Origin of the sequence: Hansschlegelia sp., assembly GCF_035538955.1 — a bacterium.
Taxonomy (GTDB): domain Bacteria; phylum Pseudomonadota; class Alphaproteobacteria; order Rhizobiales; family Methylopilaceae; genus Methylopila.
Window position 1 is genome coordinate 264,632 of record NZ_DATLJK010000017.1, and the last position, 17,925, is coordinate 282,556.

Genomic DNA, 17,925 nt, shown 5'->3' on the forward strand with positions numbered 1-17,925 from the left:
GACGGCGCCGGAAACGAGCGCGCCGGCCACGAGGGCCGGCGCGCTAACGGTTCCGAATGCTTGCCTTGTTCAGGCGCGATACTGTTGGATGCGGGTCGTCCGGAGCCCCGCCAGGCCGTGGCGGTCGATGGAAGCCTGCCAGGATAGGAACTCTTCGACCGTGAGCGTGTAACGCTGACAGGCCTCTTCAAGGCTCAACAGGCCGCCGCGAACCGCCGCGACCACCTCTGCTTTGCGGCGGATGACCCAGCGCTTCGTGTCGGACGGCGGCAAGTCCGCGATCGTGAGCGGACTGCCGTCCGGTCCGATCACGTATTTGGTTCGTCCGCGATGCACTTCGGTCATCGATACTCTCACGCGCGTCTGACCCTTACACGCTGACGTTACGAGCCTCGATTTAACATTTGGCTAAGCGGAAAAGCTGTTTTCGAGGAAGTTCCAAAGGTTAAGAGAGAGTAATTTGAATACTAACGATTTATGATCTTCGGCCTCTCCCAAGTACCTTCTCGAAGGCGGCAGAATTTGCCCGCGCAGGCAGAAACGGCCGGGCGCGAAAGGGGCTGACGCCCTCTGAATTGAGGCGTTTTCGGTGGCACGTCGATTGCTGCTGAGAGGCGTCCGACCACCGAGACCAGAATGACCGTCATTCTCGCGAACGCCGCTGCGAGCCTCGCCGCATTAACGCCGGCCGCGTCCCTGCGCCCGACCGACTCGGCGCCGGCTGCGCTCTTCGGCGCGCTTCTGGAGGCTTCGACGGCGGTCTCGGACGTGATCGAAGCGGCGATCGAGCCGACCCCGGGCCGTCGCAAGACGGAGCGGGAGGCGCCGGACGTCGCCTCTCTGGCGTCGGGCGTCCCTGGCGCTCCGGTAGCGGCGGCGATGGTGGTCCCGCCGCCGTTCCCCGCGCCGAGCCCCGCGGCCGTTCCCAATGGGGAGGCCGAACTCATGGCCGCCGGCGAGGCCGGAGGTCTCGGGTCGATCGCATCGGAAGGGCCGGCCGCGCCCGCCGCCGCCGCGCCTTCGCAGCAGGCTTCCGCCGCCCCCTCCTTTACGCAGGAGCTTCTGAGGGCGGCTGGCGTCCCGGATCCAGCTCTCGCCGACGCCGCGCCTCCGCCACAGTCCGGCGCGACTGCTCCGGCCCCAAGCGGCGCCGCGCCGCAAATCCCTGTGACGCCCGCCAGCGCCGCGCAGGCGCCCGTCGCGACCGCGCCCGCTGCGGCCGCCACGCCAGACCAGGGCCGCAACACCGTAGCGGCCGCGCTCGCGGTCTCGGCCAAGGCCATCACCGGCAAATCCAAGCCGGACGCCGACGCCCCGGACGCCGCGACAGCCGTCCCGTCGGACGCGGCCGACGCCGCGGCGTCGGATGAGGGCGGCGACGCCAAACCTGCCACGATCCCGGAGGCCATTCAGAAGGGCGCGCAGGCCGCCGCGCTCGCGATCGCGCGTCCAGAGCAGCCGCGAGCGCCCGAGCTCGCGGGCGCGGTCGGCGGCGCGCCGCAGCCGCCGACGAACGCGGCTCAGGCGACGAGCGAGCTCTCTCCCAAAACCGCCTCCGTCGCCGCACAGACGAAAGCCAAACCGTCTCCTGCGTCCGACGCCGCAAACGCGGCCGAGACGTCAGGGACAGACGCCGCCGCGGCGACGCCGGACGTCGCGCAGCCGGTCGCCGCGCGCCACGGCGAGCCGACCGCGCCCGCAGCCTCGCCCGACCGAACGGTCGGCGCGTCGTCCGGCGCGGCCGCGCCGGCGCCGAGCCTGGCGGCCTCGCCCCAGGTCGCCTCTGCTGCGGTCGCGGCGGTCGCCAACGCCATCGCGGCGAACGCCGGCGCCCGGCGGACCCGTTTCGAGGTGCGGCTCGATCCGGACGATCTCGGCCGGGTCGATGTCCGGCTCGACATCGCCCATGACGGACGGGTCGCGACCCGGCTGATCGTCGACCGGCCCGAGACGCTGAACATGCTGCGCCACGATGCGCGCGAGCTCACCCGCACGCTTGAGCAGGCGGGTTTCCAGCTTCCTGACGCGGGTCTTTCGTTCCAGCTTCGCGACGGCCGGCAGGATTCCTGGCGCGACCAGCAGGCTGCGCAGTCGTTCGGTTCGGCGGGGGTCGTCGACACGCCTGACGCGCGCTCAGAAGCCGCGCCCGCTCCCTATCACCGGCCGGCGCGCACAGGCGCCGGCGGCGTCGACATGACGGTCTGAGGACAGGTTTGATGGCGGTCGATCCACTCTCCGGCGCAGCCTCGACGAGCAGCGCGACCGCTACGACGCGCACCACCCTCGCGAGCAATTTCGACACCTTCCTGACGCTGCTGACCACGCAGCTGAAGAACCAGAACCCGCTCGATCCACTCGACACCAATCAGTTCACCCAGCAGCTCGTGCAGTTCGCCGGCGTCGAGCAGCAGCTCAAGACCAACGACACGCTGACGGCGCTGCTGTCGGCGACGCAGACGAGTCAGGCCGGCACGGCGCTGGGCCTCGTCGGCAAGTCCATCACCGCCGAAGGCGACACGTCGCTGCTGTCGGGCGATTCCGCCAAGTGGCGGATCAACGCGCCGAAGGACGGCGTCGCCGGCACGATCACCATCCGCGACGCGAACGGCTCGGTGGTCGCGACCAAGGAGGTCGAACTCGCCTATGGCGATCAGGACTTCACCTGGGACGGCCGGAAGGCCGACGGCTCCCGCGCCACGGGGGGCCTCTACAGCATTTCCATCGACGCCCATGACGTCGCGGGCAACGCCGTTACGGTCACGTCGGAGGTTAGCGGCGTCGTCGACGGCGTGGACCTGTCGACCGGCCAGGCGGTGCTGCTGATGGGCGATCTGAGAATCCCGCTCGGCTCGCTGAAGTCGGTGCGCACGGCGTCCTAGCCATCGCGAATTGCGGGCGCGGGAGCCCTGAAGTAGCGTCCGCCGCTTCTTGGAAGCGCGGCCCGGATCCTTGAGCGCGCGCGGCGAGGCTGGATGCCGCGGACCGTCAAGCAAATCGTGCTCGCAATCTATCACGCCGCCGTCGAGCCCCTCGCGGCGCTCGCGCGGCGGCGCAAGCGGCTGGCGATGTTCGAGAGGCGAGGGGAGGCCTGGCCGCCGGAAATCGCCGTCCGGGCGTTGCGCGCCCGCGACTGCCCGCCGCGCTGCAAGGCGGACCCGCACAGGATCGAAGGCGTCGTGGCGCGCTATCTCGGCGTACGCCGCCGTCCCTCCCGGTTGACGCCGCTGATCGTCGATCTCGATCGCTATCCGACGAACGCCGCCTTCGAGAGCTATGTCAGAAAGCGCTCCTCGCGCACGCTGCCGAAGGTGCGCCGAGCGCAGCGGCTCGGCTACCAGGCGAAGCGTTTTCCGCTGGCGCGCCACGTCCACGACGTCCATGCGGTCAAGACGTCGATGAAGCGGCGCGCCTTCGGGCTGGTTCTCGACTACTGGCTGCTGCGGCTTGAGGACGTCGGCAAACCGGCCGTGAAGCCGGTCGCGTGGCGGACGCCGCCCTGTCGGCGGCACTGGACGATGTGGTGGGGCGTATTCGTCAGCGAGCCTGGCCACGCCCAGGGCGCCGTCACGGTCGACGAGCGGCTCGTCGCCTATGTGAAGCTCGTCCGCCGCGGCGACTTCATCCACTATGCGGACTTGATGGGCCATGGCGATCATCTGAACGAGAACGTCATGGCGCTGCTGCATTTCGAGATCATGCGTTGGCTGCTCGATCGCGAGGACCCACTCGTCGAGGGCGTGCGGGCGGTGCTCTACGGCGCGGCCGAGCAGGGCGGGGACGGGCTCGTGACCTGGAAGAAGCGAGCGGGCTTCGAGCCGGCCCGGCTGACGCTGATCGAGGAGAGCTGAACCTCGTGGGCTTTCGCCGCGCCGCCGCGCGGGTTAAGACCGCCTCGATTTCCGGATAGCGGCCGCCATTTCAAGCCCCATGACGCTCGATCTCGAACTCCCCGGCGACCCTCGGTCGACCCGCGTCGTCGTGGCGATGTCGGGCGGCGTCGACTCCTCCGTCGTCGCCGGCCTGCTGAAGCGCGCCGGCTATGACGTCGTGGGCGTGACGATGCAGCTCTACGACCACGGCGCCGCGACCGCGCGCAAAGGCGCCTGCTGCGCCGGCCGCGACATCCATGACGCGCGAGACGTCGCCGACCGGCTCGGCATCCCGCATTACGTGCTCGACTATGAGGCGCGGTTCCGCGAGGCGGTGATCGAGCCCTTCGCGGCGAGCTATCTGGCGGGCGAGACCCCGATCCCCTGCGTGGCCTGCAACCAGACGGTCAAGTTCCTCGACCTGCTCGACATGGCGCGCGATCTCGGCGCGGCGGCGCTCGCGACGGGCCATTACGTCGCCTCCCGGGCGCTGTCTGGCGGCGGCCGCGGCCTGTTCCGCGCGGCGGACGGCGACCGCGACCAGAGCTATTTTCTCTATGGCACCACGGCCCAGCAGCTTTCGATGCTGCGCTTCCCCCTCGGGGACATGACCAAGCCCGAGGTGCGGTCGCATGCGCGCGCACTCGGGCTGACGGTCGCCGACAAGCCCGACAGCCAGGACATCTGCTTTGTGCCGCAGGGCCGCTATTCGGACGTGATCGAGAAGCTGAAGCCCGGCGCGGCCGAGCCGGGGCCGATCCTGCACGTCGACGGACGCGAGCTCGGCCGGCACGAGGGCGTGCTGCGCTACACGGTCGGCCAGCGCCGCGGCCTCGGCCTCAATGATGGCGGCGAGCCGCTGTTCGTGGTGCGCATCGAGGCCGCGTCGAAGACGCTAGTCGTCGGCCCGCGCGACGCGCTGGCGGCGCGGACGATCCGTCTGCGCAATCTGAACTGGCTCGGCGACGGCCCCTTCGAGGCGCTGCCCGAGGAGGGGCTCGCGGTCCGGGCGAAGGTGCGCTCGACCCGCGCCGCGGCGCCGGCGCGGCTGCGGCCGATGGGGGCGGGAGAGGCGGAGGTCGAACTGCTCGACGGCGAGAGTGGCGTCGCGCCCGGCCAGGCCTGCGCGCTTTACGACGACGCGACCGGCGAGCGGGTGCTCGGCGGCGGGATCATCCGAGCCGCCGCGAGCGGCGCGCGGCCGGAGAAGCGGCTGAGCGAGGCGGCGGCGTGAGCGTCCAGTACGATCTGGCGGGCCAGAAGAAGGCCTATGAGAGCTGGGCCCCGTTCTACGACAAGGTCTATGTCCGGTTCCTGGCCGACGGGCAGCGCAAGGCGGCCGCGGCCGCCGCGGCGTGCGGGCCGGACATTCTCGAGGTCGGCGTCGGCACCGGCCTGGTGCTGCGCTACTACCCGCCGCAGGCCCGCGTGGTTGGAGTCGACCTGTCGACCCACATGCTCGCAAAGGCGCGCGAGAAGGTCGTGACCGAAGGCCTGTCTCAGGTCCGCGGCCTCGTCTGCATGGACGCCTGCAATCTTGGCCTGCCGGACGCGTCGTTCGACGCCGTGACGGTGCCCTTCGTCATCACCCTGGTGCCGGACCCGGAAGGCGCGCTCGACGAGATGCGCCGCGTGCTGCGGCCGGGCGGCGAGATCATCGTCGCCTCCAAGATGGGCGCGGAAGGCGGGCTGCGCATGACGCTCGAGACCGCGCTGGCGCCGCTCGTGAAGAAGGTCGGCTGGTCGACCGACTTCAAGGTGTCGCGCCTGCGCGCCTGGGCCGCCACCACGCCCGACATGGCGGTGGTCGACGTCCAGCCGATCTTCCCCGCGCCGTTCTTCCAGCTGATCCGGATCAAGCGGGCCGGCTGAGCCTACGAGGCGTCGGAGCGGCGGTGACTCTCTGAGAATAGCAAGTTACTGCGATCGACAAACTTGCAATCGACTGTGACGACGGATGGCAAAGTCGATCTGCGGCCTAGTCTTGGCGGCCTTGGTGTCCCCTGCCTCAGTTTTGGCGGACGAACCTCCATTCTCTCCATTGCCGCAGGTTCCAGACTACGTCGTCCAGCTGAAGGTCTTCGAGATAACAGGGCCTCCGATCGACGCGTCGCGAACGGTGACGCGTTCAGGCTCCCGCCTTCGGATCGACACCGTGCGCGCCGGAAGGATCCAAATGGCGTACTTCGACTATAATGCGCCAAGGCTGGTGCAAGTCGGGCGTCACGAGGACGGCGCCTTAAGGAGCTTGGCGATTGATAGAGACTTCGATGCCCAAGGTCGGCGTCAGACCGTTGGAGTCGTCAGTCGCAGCGTTCGGACCGGCCGATTCAAGGTCATCGCCGGTGAACGTTGCGAGATATGGGAGAGCTCCCAGAGCAGCGTGAGCGAGATAGTCGATCTCAGATGCGTCACGGCGGACGGAATCGAGCTCTGGCGAGGGTTCTCTGGCGGCCCCACTCTCTACGAGGCGGTTAAGATTGATAGACGGAGCGTGGCGTCGGGGGAGGTGGACCTGCCGCCTGGCTTGATGAATCGCGACAACTGGCCTTTGCCCGACACTGATGAGATCGCTGATGGCTCCGTCGTGAGCCTGGTCGCTGAGCGGCCCGGTGCGGCGGCCAAGACCTTTCCAGTTCGTGAGACGATAAAGCGTTTCCGATCATGGACTTTGAGCCTCTCAAAGTACGGCGACGGCGGCCAGCGGATAACTCTGAAGGACGGGGCGGCTTGGTCATTCCTTTCGGCCGAGATCGCGTCGGATGGGACTTATCTGCAGTTCTCGGCCTTGTTCAGGAGGGATGGGTCGGCTGCTTCAGGAGCAACTATGCAGCCGGTTCCTCTCGGTCGCTCGGAACTCATCCTGAGAGAGCCCTGCGACTGGTACGACATGACGCCGCGCCTGATGGACGGTGGGGAGAAACGATGCCTTGCGAAGGACGGTGTGACGCTGAAGCGCGCGCCCTGGTCGCGGGGAGATGGGACGGTCTTGAGCGCTGTCACGGTGAAGCGCGCACCCGTTTCGTTCCGAACTCTGCTTGATCCTCCAGAAGCTTTCTCCGCGGCGACCTGGGGGCTCCCCGATTGAGGAGCGATCATCTGCTTCTGAGAGACTCCGCTGAGCCCACGTCGGGTCGCGTCGCCGCTCTTGCATCCGGCAAGACGCGCACGACGTAAGCCCGGCATGCCTTCAGACCGCGATCTCGAACGTAACCGCCTCTCCGCCCGCGTGGGGCGCTATGCGCGCGTCGGCGTCAATGTCGGCGGGGTGGCGGCCAGGATCGCGCAGGCGCAGCTGTTTGGGCGCGCCGCCGGACGGGCCGACCGGGCGGCGGATCTGCGGGCTGCGCTCGGTGGCCTCAAGGGTCCCATCATGAAGGTCGCGCAGCTGCTCGCGACCATTCCGGACGCGCTTCCGCCCGAATACGCCGCCGAGCTCGCGCAGCTCCAGTCGGACGCGCCCCCGATGGGCTATGGCTTCGTGCGCCGCCGCATGGCCGCCGAGCTCGGGCCGGACTGGCTGGAGAAGTTCGGGTCGTTCGAAAAGGAGCCGGCCGCCGCCGCCTCGCTCGGCCAGGTGCACCGCGCCACAGACCTTAAGGGCGCGCCGCTCGCGGTGAAGCTGCAATATCCGGACATGGCCTCCACCGTCGAGGCCGATCTCGGCCAGCTCCGGCTGCTGTTCGACCTGCGCCGCCGGTTCGACGCCTCGATCGACACCAGCCAGATCGTCGAGGAGATCGGCGCCCGCATCCGCGAGGAGCTCGACTACCGCCACGAGGCGAAGAACGCCGCGCTCTACGGGCTGATGCTCAAAGGCACCCCGGAGGTGCGCGTGCCGGGCGTGCGGCCGGAGCTCTCGACCGGCCGGTTGCTCACGCTCGACTGGCTCGAGGGGACAAGGCTGCTCGCCCACAAGGACGCGCCGCTCGAAATCCGCAACCGGCTGGCGGTCGCGATGTTCAAGGCGTGGTGGGGCCCGTTCTCGACGCATGGCGTCATCCATGGCGACCCGCATCTCGGCAACTACACGGCGTTCGCCGAGGGCGGCGAGCCGCAGGGCATCAACCTGCTCGACTATGGCTGCATCCGGATCTTTCCGCCGTCCTTCGTCGGCGGCGTGGTCGATCTCTACGAAGGCCTGCGCGACGGCGACGACGCCCGGGTGGTCCACGCCTATGAGGTCTGGGGCTTCAAGAATCTGAAGCGCGAGCTGATCGACGTGCTGAACATCTGGGCGCGCTTCATCTACGGCCCGCTGCTCGATGACCGGGTGAGGACGATCGCGGACGGCGTTTCGCCCGGCGAATATGGCCGCAAGCAGGCCTTCGAGGTTCAGCAGGAGCTCAAGCGCAAGGGCCCGATCACGGTGCCGCGCGAGTTCGTGTTCATGGACCGGGCGGCGATCGGGCTCGGCGCCGTATTCCTTCACCTGCAGGCCGAGCTGAACTTCTCGGCCCTATTCCGGGAGGCGATCGCGGGCTTTTCGGTGGCGCAGGTCGCGGAGCGCCAGGCGAGCGCTTTGGGAGCCGTCGGGCTCTAGGCGCTACGCTGCTAACGTCGTGTTTGGTATGTGGCATGCCAGACTATCGGCGCAATTGCCGCATCCGCGCCTTTCCGGTACATGGCGACACAACGACGCTTCCAGACGCCGCAAGGGGGAACCAGCATGGCCGAGCACGCCGTTGAATACGCCACCGCGACGGGCAACGATTACGCCGAGCACGAGCGCACCTACACCGCCTTTCTGAAGATTGCGAAGGTGTTCACCGCCCATCTGGTGGTCATCCTGATCGCGCTCGCGATCGGCGGCGTGAAGGGCGACTGGGCGCTCTGCGGCTTCGGCATCGTGATGGCCATCGTGGCGGGCGTGATCGGCGCCATGACCCCTAAGGGCTCGGTCGTTCCGGTGGCCATCGCCGGGGTGGTGCTCCTGGGTCTCTACGTGCTGTTCGGCTGAGGCGATGAGGATCGCCGTCGCCAAAGAGACCGACCTTGCCGAAACCCGAGTCGCGCTGACGCCAGACGTCGTCAAGCGGCTCGTGGGAACAGGCGCTCAGGTGACGGTCGAGAGCGGCGCGGGCCTTGCGGCCGGCGCCACGGATGAGGCCTACCGGGAAGCGGGGGCCACCATCGCCGGCTCGCGCAGCGAGGCGCTGTCGGGCGCCGACGTTTTCCTGACCGTCCGACGCCCCGCGGCGGGAGGGCTCCAGGGCCTCAAGCCCGGCGCGCTCGTCATCGGCATCATGGACCCCTATGGCAAGGGCGCCGAGATCGCCGAACTCGCGCGGACCGGCGTCTCGATCTTCGCGATGGAGCTGATGCCCCGCATCACCCGCGCGCAGGTCATGGACGTGCTGTCCAGCCAGGCGAACCTCGCCGGCTATCGCGCGGTGATCGACGCGGCCGCCGAGTTCGGCCGCGCCTTCCCGCAGATGATGACCGCCGCCGGCACCGTGCCTCCGGCGCGAGCCTTCGTCATGGGCGCCGGCGTCGCCGGCCTTCAGGCGATCGCGACCGCGCGGCGCCTCGGCGCCGTGGTCTCGGCGACCGACGTCCGGCCCGCCGCCAAGGAGCAGGTCGCGAGCCTCGGCGCCAAGTTCGTGGCGGTCGAGGACGACGAGTTCAAGCAGGCCGAGACCTCCGCCGGCTACGCCAAGGAGATGTCGGACTCCTACAAGGCCAAGCAGGCCGAGCTCGTCGCAAGCCACATCGCCAAGCAGGACATCGTCATCACCACCGCGCTGATCCCGGGGCGTCCTGCGCCGCGGCTTGTCACCGCCGCCATGGTGAGGTCGATGAAGCCGGGCTCGGTGATCGTCGACCTCGCGGTGGAGCGCGGCGGCAATGTCGAGGGCTCCAGGGCCGACGAGGTGGTCGAGGTCGACGGCGTCAAGATCGTCGGCTACGCGAACGTCGCCGGCCGGCTCGCGGCGTCCTCTTCGGCGCTCTATGCCAAGAACCTCGCGGCGTTCCTCGAGACGCTGGTCTCCAAGGAGACCAAGGAGCTTGCGATCAACTGGGACGACGAACTCGTGAAGGCGACCGCGCTCGCGCGGGACGGCGCGCTGGTTCACCCGATCGTCAAGCCAGCCGACGCGCCGACGCCCGCTCCTGCGGCGGAAGCGCCCTCTGACGTTTCGCCCGTTCAGGAAGCCCAGTAAATGGCCGAGCTCTCTCCCGACCAGGCGCTCGAACGCGCCCGCGCGGCGGCCGAGGCCGCCCGTGAATCCGCCAACGCCGCCCAGGCCTATGCGGACCAGATCGCCGACGCCGCCGGGGTCGCCGTGCACGGCGCGACGGGCGGCGTGATCGATCCCTTCGTGTTCCGGCTCGCGATCTTCGTGCTCGCGGTGTTCGTCGGCTACTACGTCGTGTGGAGCGTGACGCCCGCGCTGCACACGCCGCTGATGGCCGTCACCAACGCGATCTCCTCCGTCATCGTCGTCGGCGCCCTGCTCGCCGTCGGCGTCGAGTTCGCCGGCGGCGCCGGCCCCTGGTGGGCGCGCGCCTTCGGCTTCATCGCCCTCGTGCTCGCCAGCGTGAACATCTTCGGCGGCTTCCTGGTCACCGAGCGCATGCTCGGCATGTACAAGAAGAAGGGCTGAGGCCGGTGACAGACCTCGTCCAGATCCTCTACCTCGTCGCCGGCGTCCTCTTCATCCTGGCGCTGCAGGGCCTCTCGAGCCCGGCCTCGTCGCGGCGCGGCAACTACATGGGCATGGCGGGCATGACGCTCGCCATCGCCACCACGCTGTTCGTCTCGCCGCCGCACGGCGCGGGCGGCTGGATCCTGGTGCTGCTCGGCCTCGGCATCGGCGGCGCCGTCGGCGCGGTCACGGCGAAGCGCATCGCCATGACGGCCATGCCGCAGCTCGTCGCCGCCTTCCACTCGCTGGTCGGCCTCGCGGCCGTGCTGGTCGCCGCGGCGGCGCTCTATGCGCCTGAGGCCTTCGGCATCGGAACGCCGGACGCCATCCACGGGCAGAGCCTCGTCGAGATGTCGCTCGGCGTCGCAATCGGCGCGATCACCTTCTCGGGCTCGATCATCGCCTTCGCCAAGCTCGACGGCCGCATGTCCGGCCGGCCGATCATCCTGCCGATGCGGCACGCCATCAATATCGGCCTCGCGGCCCTGCTGGTGGTGCTCGTCATCCTGTTCGTGCTGACCCAGAGCATCGCGCTCTTCTGGCTGATCACGCTGGTCGCGCTGGTCTTCGGCTTCCTGATCATCATTCCGATCGGCGGCGCGGACATGCCGGTCGTCGTTTCGATGCTGAACTCCTATTCGGGGTGGGCTGCGGCCGGCATCGGCTTCACGCTCGGCAACCTCGCGCTGATCATCACCGGCGCGCTGGTCGGCTCGTCGGGCGCGATCCTGTCCTACATCATGTGCAAGGGCATGAACCGCAGCTTCATCTCGGTCATCCTCGGCGGCTTCGGCGGCGAGGTGGCGGGAGGCGCCGGCGGACAGGTCGAGCAGCGGCCGGTCAAGCAGGGCTCGGCCGAGGACGCGGCCTTCATCATGAAGAACGCCTCCAAGGTCATCATCGTGCCCGGCTACGGCATGGCGGTCGCGCAGGCGCAGCACGCGCTGCGTGAAATGGCCGACAAGCTCAAGGAGGAGGGCGTCGAGGTGAAGTACGCCATCCACCCGGTGGCGGGCCGCATGCCGGGCCATATGAATGTGCTGCTGGCCGAGGCGCAGGTGCCTTACGACGAGGTGTTCGAACTCGAGGACATCAACTCCGAGTTCTCGGGCGCGGACGTGGCCTTCGTGATCGGCGCGAACGACGTCACCAATCCGGCGGCCAAGACCGACAAGACGTCGGCGATCTACGGCATGCCGATCCTGGACGTCGAGAAGGCCGGCACCGTGCTGTTCATCAAGCGCGGCATGGGCTCCGGCTACGCCGGCGTCGAGAACGAGCTGTTCTTCCGCGACAACACCATGATGCTGTTCGGCGACGCCAAGAAGATGACGGAGGCGATCGTCAGGGGGCTGTGACCTCCGGCCGTCGCGATTGCAGGGCAGGAAAGGCCGGACCGGAGCGTCCGGCCTTTTCCATTCCAGGAGCGGATTTTCGGGATGACGGGCCTTTGCGCTGCCCCGGTGATGGAGACCCTATGACCACGCCGGCCCGTGGCTTGCTCGTGCTCGTCCGGCACGGACAAAGCGAGGACAACGCCCAGGATCTGTTCTCCGGGCTCCGCGATCCGGCGCTCACGCCCCGCGGCGTGGAGGAGGCGCGCGCGGCGGGCCGGGAACTGCGGCGCCTGGGGCTGAGCTTCACGCACGCCTTCACGAGCATGCTGACCCGCGCCGGCCAGACCATGGAGCTGATCCTCGACGAACTCGGGCAATCCGATCTTCCGGTGCGCAGGCACGCCGCGCTCAACGAACGCGACTATGGCGGCCTTGCAGGACTGAACAAGAGCCAGGCGCGCGAGCGCTTCGGGGCGGAGCGGGTCAGGATCTGGCGTAAATCCTACGACGCCGTTCCGGAGGGCGGGGAGAGCCTGGCGATGACGGCCGCTCGCGTCTGGCCATTCTACGAGCGTGAGATCGCTCCGGTCGTGCGAGCGGGGGGCTGCGCGCTGCTCGTCGGCCACGGCAACGCGCTGCGCTCGATGCTGATGCGCCTCGACGGCATCGACGCCGCGACCATCGAGGACGTGAACATCGGCACCGCGCAGGCCTTAGTCTACGCGCTGGCCGAGGACGGGCGGCGTCTCGTCAAGACGAACCTTCCGGCCGCCGATCTGGCGGAGCCGTCGTCCCGCGCCTGACGAGTTGCAAACGCCAGACCTCAGCGCGACATTCGGCGCATGAGTGACGTCGCCGACTACGACACCGACATCCTGCTCTGGTCAGAACGCCAAGCCGCGCTGCTGCGCGACCTCAAGACTCGCGCATCGGGTTTGCCGAACGAACTCGATCTCGAAAACGTCGCCGAGGAGATCGAAAGCGTGGGGCGGTCGGAACAGCGGGCGTTCGAGAGTTACGTCAAACAAGTATTCGTCCATCTTCTGAAGATGGCCGCCGTTTCCGATCCTGACCTTCGCCTCAAATGGGCTGAGGAGATCGACAACTTCAAGTCGCAGGCCGAAAGCGCGGTCACGCCATCGATGCTCCAGCGGTCGGACGTCCACAGCGTCTGGCGGCACGCGGTCGCCAACGCCCGCACCATTCTGCGGAGACGCGGCGAAGCGTTGCCGGGCGAACCGTCGAAGCAGAGCCCTTTCTCGTTCGGCGACATTCTCGACGGCGAGGAGATCGACGCCGAGGCCCTGGCGAGCCGCATTACCTTCAACGCCTGACGCTCCTCCGCACTCGACACCACCCTCGATCGCTCCTAACCTGCGCCCATTCCGAGGGGCGTCCCGCTGCGATGCGGGGCTGAGATGGCCAGAGGCCGATCCCTTTGAACCTGATCCGGGTCATGCCGGCGAAGGGACGGGAACCGAAGGCCAAAGGGCGTCCGCGCCCGGTCTCCCTGACATTTCGTCAGAATCCGGATCTCCCAACGAGAAGCGCTCGAGGAGATTCCCGATGAACGTCCACATCCCGCCGAAGGACGCCAAAGCCGCGCCCGAAAGCGTCACCACCGGGCCGATCGCCGGCTCCCGCAAGGTCTACGCCGCGCCGAAGTCGCATCCCGAACTTCGGGTGCCGTTCCGCGAGATCACACTGAGCGATCCCAATGAGCAGCCGGTCCGCGTCTACGACCCGTCCGGCCCCTACACGGACGACGCCGCCCGCATCGACCTCGCCGCCGGGCTGCCGCCGGTGCGCGAAAGCTGGATCGCGGCGCGCGGGCTCGACGTGGCGCCCGGCCGTGCGGTGAAGCCCGAGGACAATGGCAACGTCTCCGCCGACAGGCTGGTCGCGCCATGCCCGGCGACCCGCCTGATACGCGAGGCGGCGCGGGGCCAGATGGTCACGCAGTATGAATTCGCGAAGGCCGGGATCGTCACCGAGGAGATGATCTATGTCGCCCACCGCGAAAACCTCGCCCGCGAGGCGGCGCGCGACGGCGCGCGTGAACGCCATGCCGACGGCGACAGCTTCGGAGCTTCTATTCCGGAGTTCGTGACGCCTGAATTCGTGCGCGACGAGGTCGCGCGCGGCCGGGCGATCATCCCGGCCAACGTCAATCACCCTGAGCTCGAGCCGATGGCGATCGGCCGCAACTTCCTCGTCAAGGTCAACGCCAACATCGGCAATTCGGCCGTCACCTCCGGCGCCGCCGAGGAAGTCGAAAAACTTGTCTGGGCGATCCGCTGGGGCGCCGACACGGTGATGGACCTCTCGACCGGGCGGAACATCCACAACATCCGCTCCTGGATCATCCGCAATTCGCCGGTGCCGATCGGCACGGTGCCGATCTACCAGGCGCTCGAGAAGGTCGACGGAGATCCGCTGAAGCTCGACTGGGAGGTGTTCAAGGACACGCTGATCGAGCAGGCCGAGCAGGGCGTCGACTACTTCACCATCCACGCCGGCGTGCGGCTCGCCCACGTGCCGCTGACCGCGAACCGCGTCACCGGGATCGTGTCGCGCGGCGGCTCGATCATGGCGCGCTGGTGCCTCGCCGGGCACCGGGAGAGCTTCCTCTATGAGCGCTTCGGCGACATCTGCGACATCATGCGGAAATACGACGTGTCGTTCTCGCTCGGCGACGGCCTGAGGCCGGGCTCGATCGCCGACGCCAACGACGCCGCGCAGTTCGCCGAGCTCGACACCCTGGGCGAACTCACGAAAGTCGCCTGGGACAAGGGCTGCCAGGTGATGATCGAAGGTCCCGGCCACGTGCCGATGCACAAGATCAAGCAGAACATGGACAAGCAGCTCGCCGTCTGCGGCGAGGCGCCGTTCTATACGCTCGGCCCGCTCACCACCGACGTCGCGCCCGGCTACGACCACATCACCTCAGGCATCGGCGCGGCCATGATCGGCTGGTTCGGGACCGCGATGCTTTGCTATGTCACGCCGAAGGAGCATCTCGGCCTGCCGAACCGGGACGACGTGAAGACCGGCGTCATCACCTACCGGATCGCGGCGCATGCGGCCGACCTCGCCAAGGGCCACCCGGCCGCAAAGCTGAGGGACGACGCGCTGTCGCGGGCGCGCTTCGACTTCCGCTGGGAGGATCAGTTCAACCTGTCGCTCGATCCCGACACCGCCCGCGCCTTTCACGACGAGACCATGCCCAAGGAAGCGCACAAGGTGGCGCATTTCTGCTCCATGTGCGGGCCGAAATTCTGTTCGATGCAGATCACCCAGGAACTTCGGGCTGAGGCGCGAGCTTTGGAGGCGCAGGCGGGCATGGCGGAGAAGTCGCGCGAGTTCCTGAATCAGGGCGGCGCGCTCTACGTTTCCGCCGACTGAGCCGGCAAGGGGGCGGTCCGCCGCCCCCAATCCCGTCGCCCACGCACGCGCCGGTCGTCAAGCTTTGACCTCTGCTCGCCGACGGTGCGAGAGCTTCGATATGTAGCCGTCTGCCCTGCCGGAAGGGAAGTGCTTGCGGCACGGAAACTGCACATAATAGCGCCGTGATGGAGGGGTCATCATGGATTGGTTGCTTAAGCTCGCCTTTGATCAGCTCGTCGAACGTGGATCACTGATTGTCCGGGCGCCCTCCGGACGAACGCTCACCTTCGGAAACGGACAGGGCGCCCCCGTCGCCATCCGGTTCGCCGATCGACGGGCGGCGCTCGCTCTGGTCCTTGATCCGGATCTCAAGCTTGGCGAGCTCTACATGGATGGCCGGCTCGTCGTCGAGCAGGGCGGGATCTACGAGTTCCTGGAGCTGGTCCATGACCAGCCGGCCGGCCTGAAAAAGCCGCTGCTCGGCCGCCTGCTCGATCGCGCCCGGCTTGCGCTGCGCTGGCTCTCGCATAGCAACGGCGCGGCCCGATCACGCAAGAACGTGGCGCATCATTACGATCTCGATGGCCGGCTCTACGATCTCTTCCTCGACAGCGACCGACAGTATTCCTGCGCCTATTACGAGAGCCCGGAGGCGACGCTGGAGGAGGCGCAGAGCGCCAAGCGCCGGCACATCGCCGCCAAGCTCGTCGTGCGCCCGGGGGACCGGGTGCTCGACATCGGCTGCGGCTGGGGCGGCCTCGGCCTCTATCTCGCCGGGACCGCCGGCGCCGGCGAGGTTCTCGGGGTGACGCTGTCCGAGGAGCAGTTCGCGACCGCGCAGCGCCGCGCCAGGGAGGCGGGCCTCGCGGACGCCGTCAGGTTCGAACTGCGGGATTACCGGGCGGTCGAGGGGCGGTTCGACCGGATCGTCTCGGTCGGCATGTTCGAGCATGTCGGGCTGCACAACCAGCGCACCTTCTTCGACAAGTGTAAGAGCCTGCTCACCGAAGATGGCGTGATGCTGCTGCACACGATCGGCCTGTCGGACGGCCCCTGGTTCACCAACCCGTGGATCGACAAGTACATCTTCCCCGGCGGCCATCTGCCGGCGCTGTCCGAACTGCTGCCCTGGATCGAGAAGTCGGGCCTCGTGCTGACCGACGTCGAGATCCTCCGGCTGCACTACGCCTCGACGCTGCGCGACTGGCGCGAACGGTTCATGGCGCGCCGCGACGAGGCGGTGAAGCTCTACGACGAGCGCTTCTGCCGGATGTGGGAATTTTATCTCGCCGGCTGCGAGGCGGCGTTTCGCTGGCGCAATGTCGTCGTGTTCCAGCTCCAGCTCGCCCGCCGCCAGGATGCGGCGCCCCTCACGCGCAATTACATCGAGCAGGCGGAGGACGCGCTGCGCCGCGCCGAGGCCGACGCCGGCCGCGCGGTCCGGCCCGAAGGCCGCAGGCTGGCGTCCGTCTAACCGGAGCGGCCCCCCTCTCGCCGGCTCGCCTCCGCCAAGGCGAGCCGGCCCTGCCGGCATTCCCGTCGTGACCGCTTGCGCGGGAGCGCTCGAACCGCCATAAGCCTTACCTCCCGTTGGTCTCGGGGCGTAGCTCAGCCTGGTAGAGCGCCTGCTTTGGGAGCATGCGCCGGCGGTTCGAGAAGATCGCATCCTTAGCCCTCATTCTCTTGGGACTTCCGCGTGATTTCCGGGAGGCGTGAATCGGGCGCTTCGGGACTATTCCGGGACAGCCCGAACGACGCCATGCCCTCCCGAAGATCGTCGTCCAGCACGTGCGCGTAACGCGCCGTCGACGAGATGTCAGAGTGTCCGAGCATCCGTTGGACGAGCTTCAGGTTCTTCGTGGCCCGTAGCGCCCTGGTGGCGGTGTCGTGCCGGTTGTCGTGGAACCGGAACTCCGGGATTCCTGCCTTCAGCCTTGCCGCCTCATGAGCCTTTCGAAGCGTGTCGTAGCCGATCGGCTGGCGCGAGCCCTTCACCCGCTTTTCGCCGCCGACCGTCCGCGTTTGCTGCACCACGTAGGTGAAGACCTCCGGTAGGGCGTGCTTCAGCATCTCGGCTTTGAAGATCGCCCGAATCTCGGGCGTGAAGGTGATGAAGTGGGCGCGCGGCTCCTCGCCACGCTTGCGCTTCAGCATGATCGTGAAGCCGTCTTTCTCCCAGTCGACGGCGCTCCGCGGCAGCTTGCACAGCGCCGAGCGCCGGACGCCTGATAGCAGATAGACGCGCATGATCGGGCGCAGATCCTCGCGGAAAGCCTCGAGGTAAGCGGCCCGTTCGCTGTCGTTCAGCACGCGCATGCGCTGGCGTTCCGGGAGCAGCATCGATTTCCAGTCGATGTCGGTGTCGACCGGGACCTTCCATGCCTGCTTCGCGCGGATGAGCAGGCGCCGGGCGCACTGCACGATCTGCCGATTGACGGTCGCGGCAGAGACCAGGCCGTGCTCCTTCAGGCCGGTGCGAGTCTTGATCGTCACCCGCTCGGCGGCGCGTTTCCTCGCAGCGTTCGCGATCATCTGACCGTCGATAGTCACCAGCGGCGTCTCGCCGCCGATCAGCCGGCAAAGGTGCCCAAGGGAGGTCCGCGTGTCGTCTATGCTGGGCTGGTGCTCAAGCTCCTCCTCGTAACGGAAGGCGGCCTCCGCCAGGGTCATGGCATGCTGAAG

At 68.2% G+C, this 17,925-nt stretch carries 17 protein-coding genes and 1 riboswitch; of the genes, 15 read left to right on the top strand and 2 right to left on the bottom strand.

Going from position 1 to position 17,925, the window contains the following annotated elements; translation table 11 throughout:
- Nucleotides 1-69: 69 nt before the first annotated feature.
- Nucleotides 70-345, bottom strand: coding sequence for a DUF1153 domain-containing protein (locus VM780_RS17285; RefSeq protein ID WP_183395453.1), 276 nt, complete (start codon nt 343-345; stop codon nt 70-72).
- A 291-nt stretch (nt 346-636) separates the two neighbouring features.
- Between VM780_RS17285 and VM780_RS17290 the strand changes: the two genes are divergently transcribed.
- The 15 genes from VM780_RS17290 (at nt 637) to VM780_RS17360 (ending at nt 16,717) form a co-directional block, all read left to right on the top strand.
- Nucleotides 637-2,205 (top strand): flagellar hook-length control protein FliK, encoded by a 1,569-nt coding sequence (locus tag VM780_RS17290; RefSeq protein ID WP_325449595.1) that lies wholly within the window; start codon nt 637-639, stop codon nt 2,203-2,205.
- An 11-nt stretch (nt 2,206-2,216) separates the two neighbouring features.
- A complete protein-coding gene (locus VM780_RS17295; protein ID WP_325449598.1) occupies nt 2,217-2,879 on the top strand; it encodes a flagellar hook assembly protein FlgD in 663 nt (220 codons plus the stop codon).
- A 93-nt stretch (nt 2,880-2,972) separates the two neighbouring features.
- Nucleotides 2,973-3,848 (top strand): hypothetical protein, encoded by an 876-nt coding sequence (locus VM780_RS17300; protein ID WP_325449600.1) that lies wholly within the window; start codon nt 2,973-2,975, stop codon nt 3,846-3,848.
- Nucleotides 3,849-3,927: 79 nt separating this feature from the next.
- Nucleotides 3,928-5,103: a tRNA 2-thiouridine(34) synthase MnmA gene (gene mnmA / locus VM780_RS17305; protein ID WP_325449602.1), complete on the top strand. Its 1,176-nt coding sequence runs from the start codon at nt 3,928-3,930 to the stop codon at nt 5,101-5,103.
- Nucleotides 5,100-5,741 (top strand): class I SAM-dependent methyltransferase, encoded by a 642-nt coding sequence (locus VM780_RS17310; protein ID WP_325449603.1) that lies wholly within the window; start codon nt 5,100-5,102, stop codon nt 5,739-5,741. The genes mnmA and VM780_RS17310 overlap by 4 nt, the downstream gene beginning before the upstream one ends.
- Nucleotides 5,742-6,045: 304 nt before the next feature.
- Nucleotides 6,046-6,957, top strand: coding sequence for a hypothetical protein (locus VM780_RS17315; protein WP_325449605.1), 912 nt, complete (start codon nt 6,046-6,048; stop codon nt 6,955-6,957).
- A 96-nt stretch (nt 6,958-7,053) separates the two neighbouring features.
- Nucleotides 7,054-8,412, top strand: a complete 1,359-nt coding sequence (locus tag VM780_RS17320) for an AarF/ABC1/UbiB kinase family protein (protein ID WP_325449607.1) — start codon at nt 7,054-7,056, stop codon at nt 8,410-8,412.
- A gap of 126 nt (nt 8,413-8,538) precedes the next feature.
- Nucleotides 8,539-8,829, top strand: a complete 291-nt coding sequence (locus VM780_RS17325) for an aa3-type cytochrome c oxidase subunit IV (protein ID WP_325449609.1) — start codon at nt 8,539-8,541, stop codon at nt 8,827-8,829.
- A 4-nt stretch (nt 8,830-8,833) separates the two neighbouring features.
- Nucleotides 8,834-10,033 carry a Re/Si-specific NAD(P)(+) transhydrogenase subunit alpha gene (locus VM780_RS17330; RefSeq protein ID WP_325449611.1) on the top strand — a complete coding sequence of 400 codons (1,200 nt, stop codon included), beginning with the start codon at nt 8,834-8,836 and terminating at the stop codon, nt 10,031-10,033.
- Nucleotides 10,034-10,477 (top strand): NAD(P) transhydrogenase subunit alpha, encoded by a 444-nt coding sequence (locus VM780_RS17335; protein WP_325449613.1) that lies wholly within the window; start codon nt 10,034-10,036, stop codon nt 10,475-10,477.
- A 5-nt stretch (nt 10,478-10,482) separates the two neighbouring features.
- On the top strand, nt 10,483-11,877 hold the full coding sequence (locus tag VM780_RS17340; protein WP_325449615.1) for an NAD(P)(+) transhydrogenase (Re/Si-specific) subunit beta: 1,395 nt from the start codon (nt 10,483-10,485) through the stop codon (nt 11,875-11,877).
- A 119-nt stretch (nt 11,878-11,996) separates the two neighbouring features.
- Nucleotides 11,997-12,659 (top strand): 2,3-bisphosphoglycerate-dependent phosphoglycerate mutase, encoded by a 663-nt coding sequence (locus tag VM780_RS17345; protein WP_325449617.1) that lies wholly within the window; start codon nt 11,997-11,999, stop codon nt 12,657-12,659.
- A 39-nt stretch (nt 12,660-12,698) separates the two neighbouring features.
- Nucleotides 12,699-13,190 carry a DUF29 domain-containing protein gene (locus VM780_RS17350; RefSeq protein ID WP_325449619.1) on the top strand — a complete coding sequence of 164 codons (492 nt, stop codon included), beginning with the start codon at nt 12,699-12,701 and terminating at the stop codon, nt 13,188-13,190.
- A 44-nt stretch (nt 13,191-13,234) separates the two neighbouring features.
- Nucleotides 13,235-13,344: riboswitch (TPP riboswitch) on the top strand.
- Between the two features lie 78 nt (nt 13,345-13,422).
- The gene (thiC, locus tag VM780_RS17355; protein WP_325449621.1) at nt 13,423-15,261 is read left to right on the top strand and encodes a phosphomethylpyrimidine synthase ThiC; all 1,839 of its coding nucleotides are present in this window, start codon (nt 13,423-13,425) and stop codon (nt 15,259-15,261) included.
- Nucleotides 15,262-15,442: 181 nt separating this feature from the next.
- The gene (locus VM780_RS17360; RefSeq protein WP_325449623.1) at nt 15,443-16,717 is read left to right on the top strand and encodes a cyclopropane-fatty-acyl-phospholipid synthase family protein; all 1,275 of its coding nucleotides are present in this window, start codon (nt 15,443-15,445) and stop codon (nt 16,715-16,717) included.
- Nucleotides 16,718-16,911: 194 nt separating this feature from the next.
- Here VM780_RS17360 and VM780_RS17365 read toward each other — a convergent pair whose 3' ends face one another.
- Nucleotides 16,912-17,913, bottom strand: coding sequence for a site-specific integrase (locus tag VM780_RS17365; protein ID WP_325449625.1), 1,002 nt, complete (start codon nt 17,911-17,913; stop codon nt 16,912-16,914).
- Between the last annotated feature and the right edge of the window lie 12 nt (nt 17,914-17,925).

What these genes read in the sequence shown, in the direction of transcription:
- VM780_RS17285 (WP_183395453.1), bottom strand. Translation starts at nt 345, where the DNA reads ATGACCGAAGTGCATCGCGGACGAACCAAATACGTGATCGGACCGGAC.
- VM780_RS17290 (WP_325449595.1), top strand. Translation starts at nt 637, where the DNA reads ATGACCGTCATTCTCGCGAACGCCGCTGCGAGCCTCGCCGCATTAACG.
- VM780_RS17295 (WP_325449598.1), top strand. Translation starts at nt 2,217, where the DNA reads ATGGCGGTCGATCCACTCTCCGGCGCAGCCTCGACGAGCAGCGCGACC.
- VM780_RS17300 (WP_325449600.1), top strand. Translation starts at nt 2,973, where the DNA reads ATGCCGCGGACCGTCAAGCAAATCGTGCTCGCAATCTATCACGCCGCC.
- mnmA (WP_325449602.1), top strand. Translation starts at nt 3,928, where the DNA reads ATGACGCTCGATCTCGAACTCCCCGGCGACCCTCGGTCGACCCGCGTC.
- VM780_RS17315 (WP_325449605.1), top strand. Translation starts at nt 6,046, where the DNA reads ATGGCGTACTTCGACTATAATGCGCCAAGGCTGGTGCAAGTCGGGCGT.
- VM780_RS17320 (WP_325449607.1), top strand. Translation starts at nt 7,054, where the DNA reads ATGCCTTCAGACCGCGATCTCGAACGTAACCGCCTCTCCGCCCGCGTG.
- VM780_RS17325 (WP_325449609.1), top strand. Translation starts at nt 8,539, where the DNA reads ATGGCCGAGCACGCCGTTGAATACGCCACCGCGACGGGCAACGATTAC.
- VM780_RS17330 (WP_325449611.1), top strand. Translation starts at nt 8,834, where the DNA reads ATGAGGATCGCCGTCGCCAAAGAGACCGACCTTGCCGAAACCCGAGTC.
- VM780_RS17335 (WP_325449613.1), top strand. Translation starts at nt 10,034, where the DNA reads ATGGCCGAGCTCTCTCCCGACCAGGCGCTCGAACGCGCCCGCGCGGCG.
- VM780_RS17345 (WP_325449617.1), top strand. Translation starts at nt 11,997, where the DNA reads ATGACCACGCCGGCCCGTGGCTTGCTCGTGCTCGTCCGGCACGGACAA.
- VM780_RS17350 (WP_325449619.1), top strand. Translation starts at nt 12,699, where the DNA reads ATGAGTGACGTCGCCGACTACGACACCGACATCCTGCTCTGGTCAGAA.
- thiC (WP_325449621.1), top strand. Translation starts at nt 13,423, where the DNA reads ATGAACGTCCACATCCCGCCGAAGGACGCCAAAGCCGCGCCCGAAAGC.
- VM780_RS17360 (WP_325449623.1), top strand. Translation starts at nt 15,443, where the DNA reads ATGGATTGGTTGCTTAAGCTCGCCTTTGATCAGCTCGTCGAACGTGGA.
- VM780_RS17365 (WP_325449625.1), bottom strand. Translation starts at nt 17,913, where the DNA reads ATGACCCTGGCGGAGGCCGCCTTCCGTTACGAGGAGGAGCTTGAGCAC.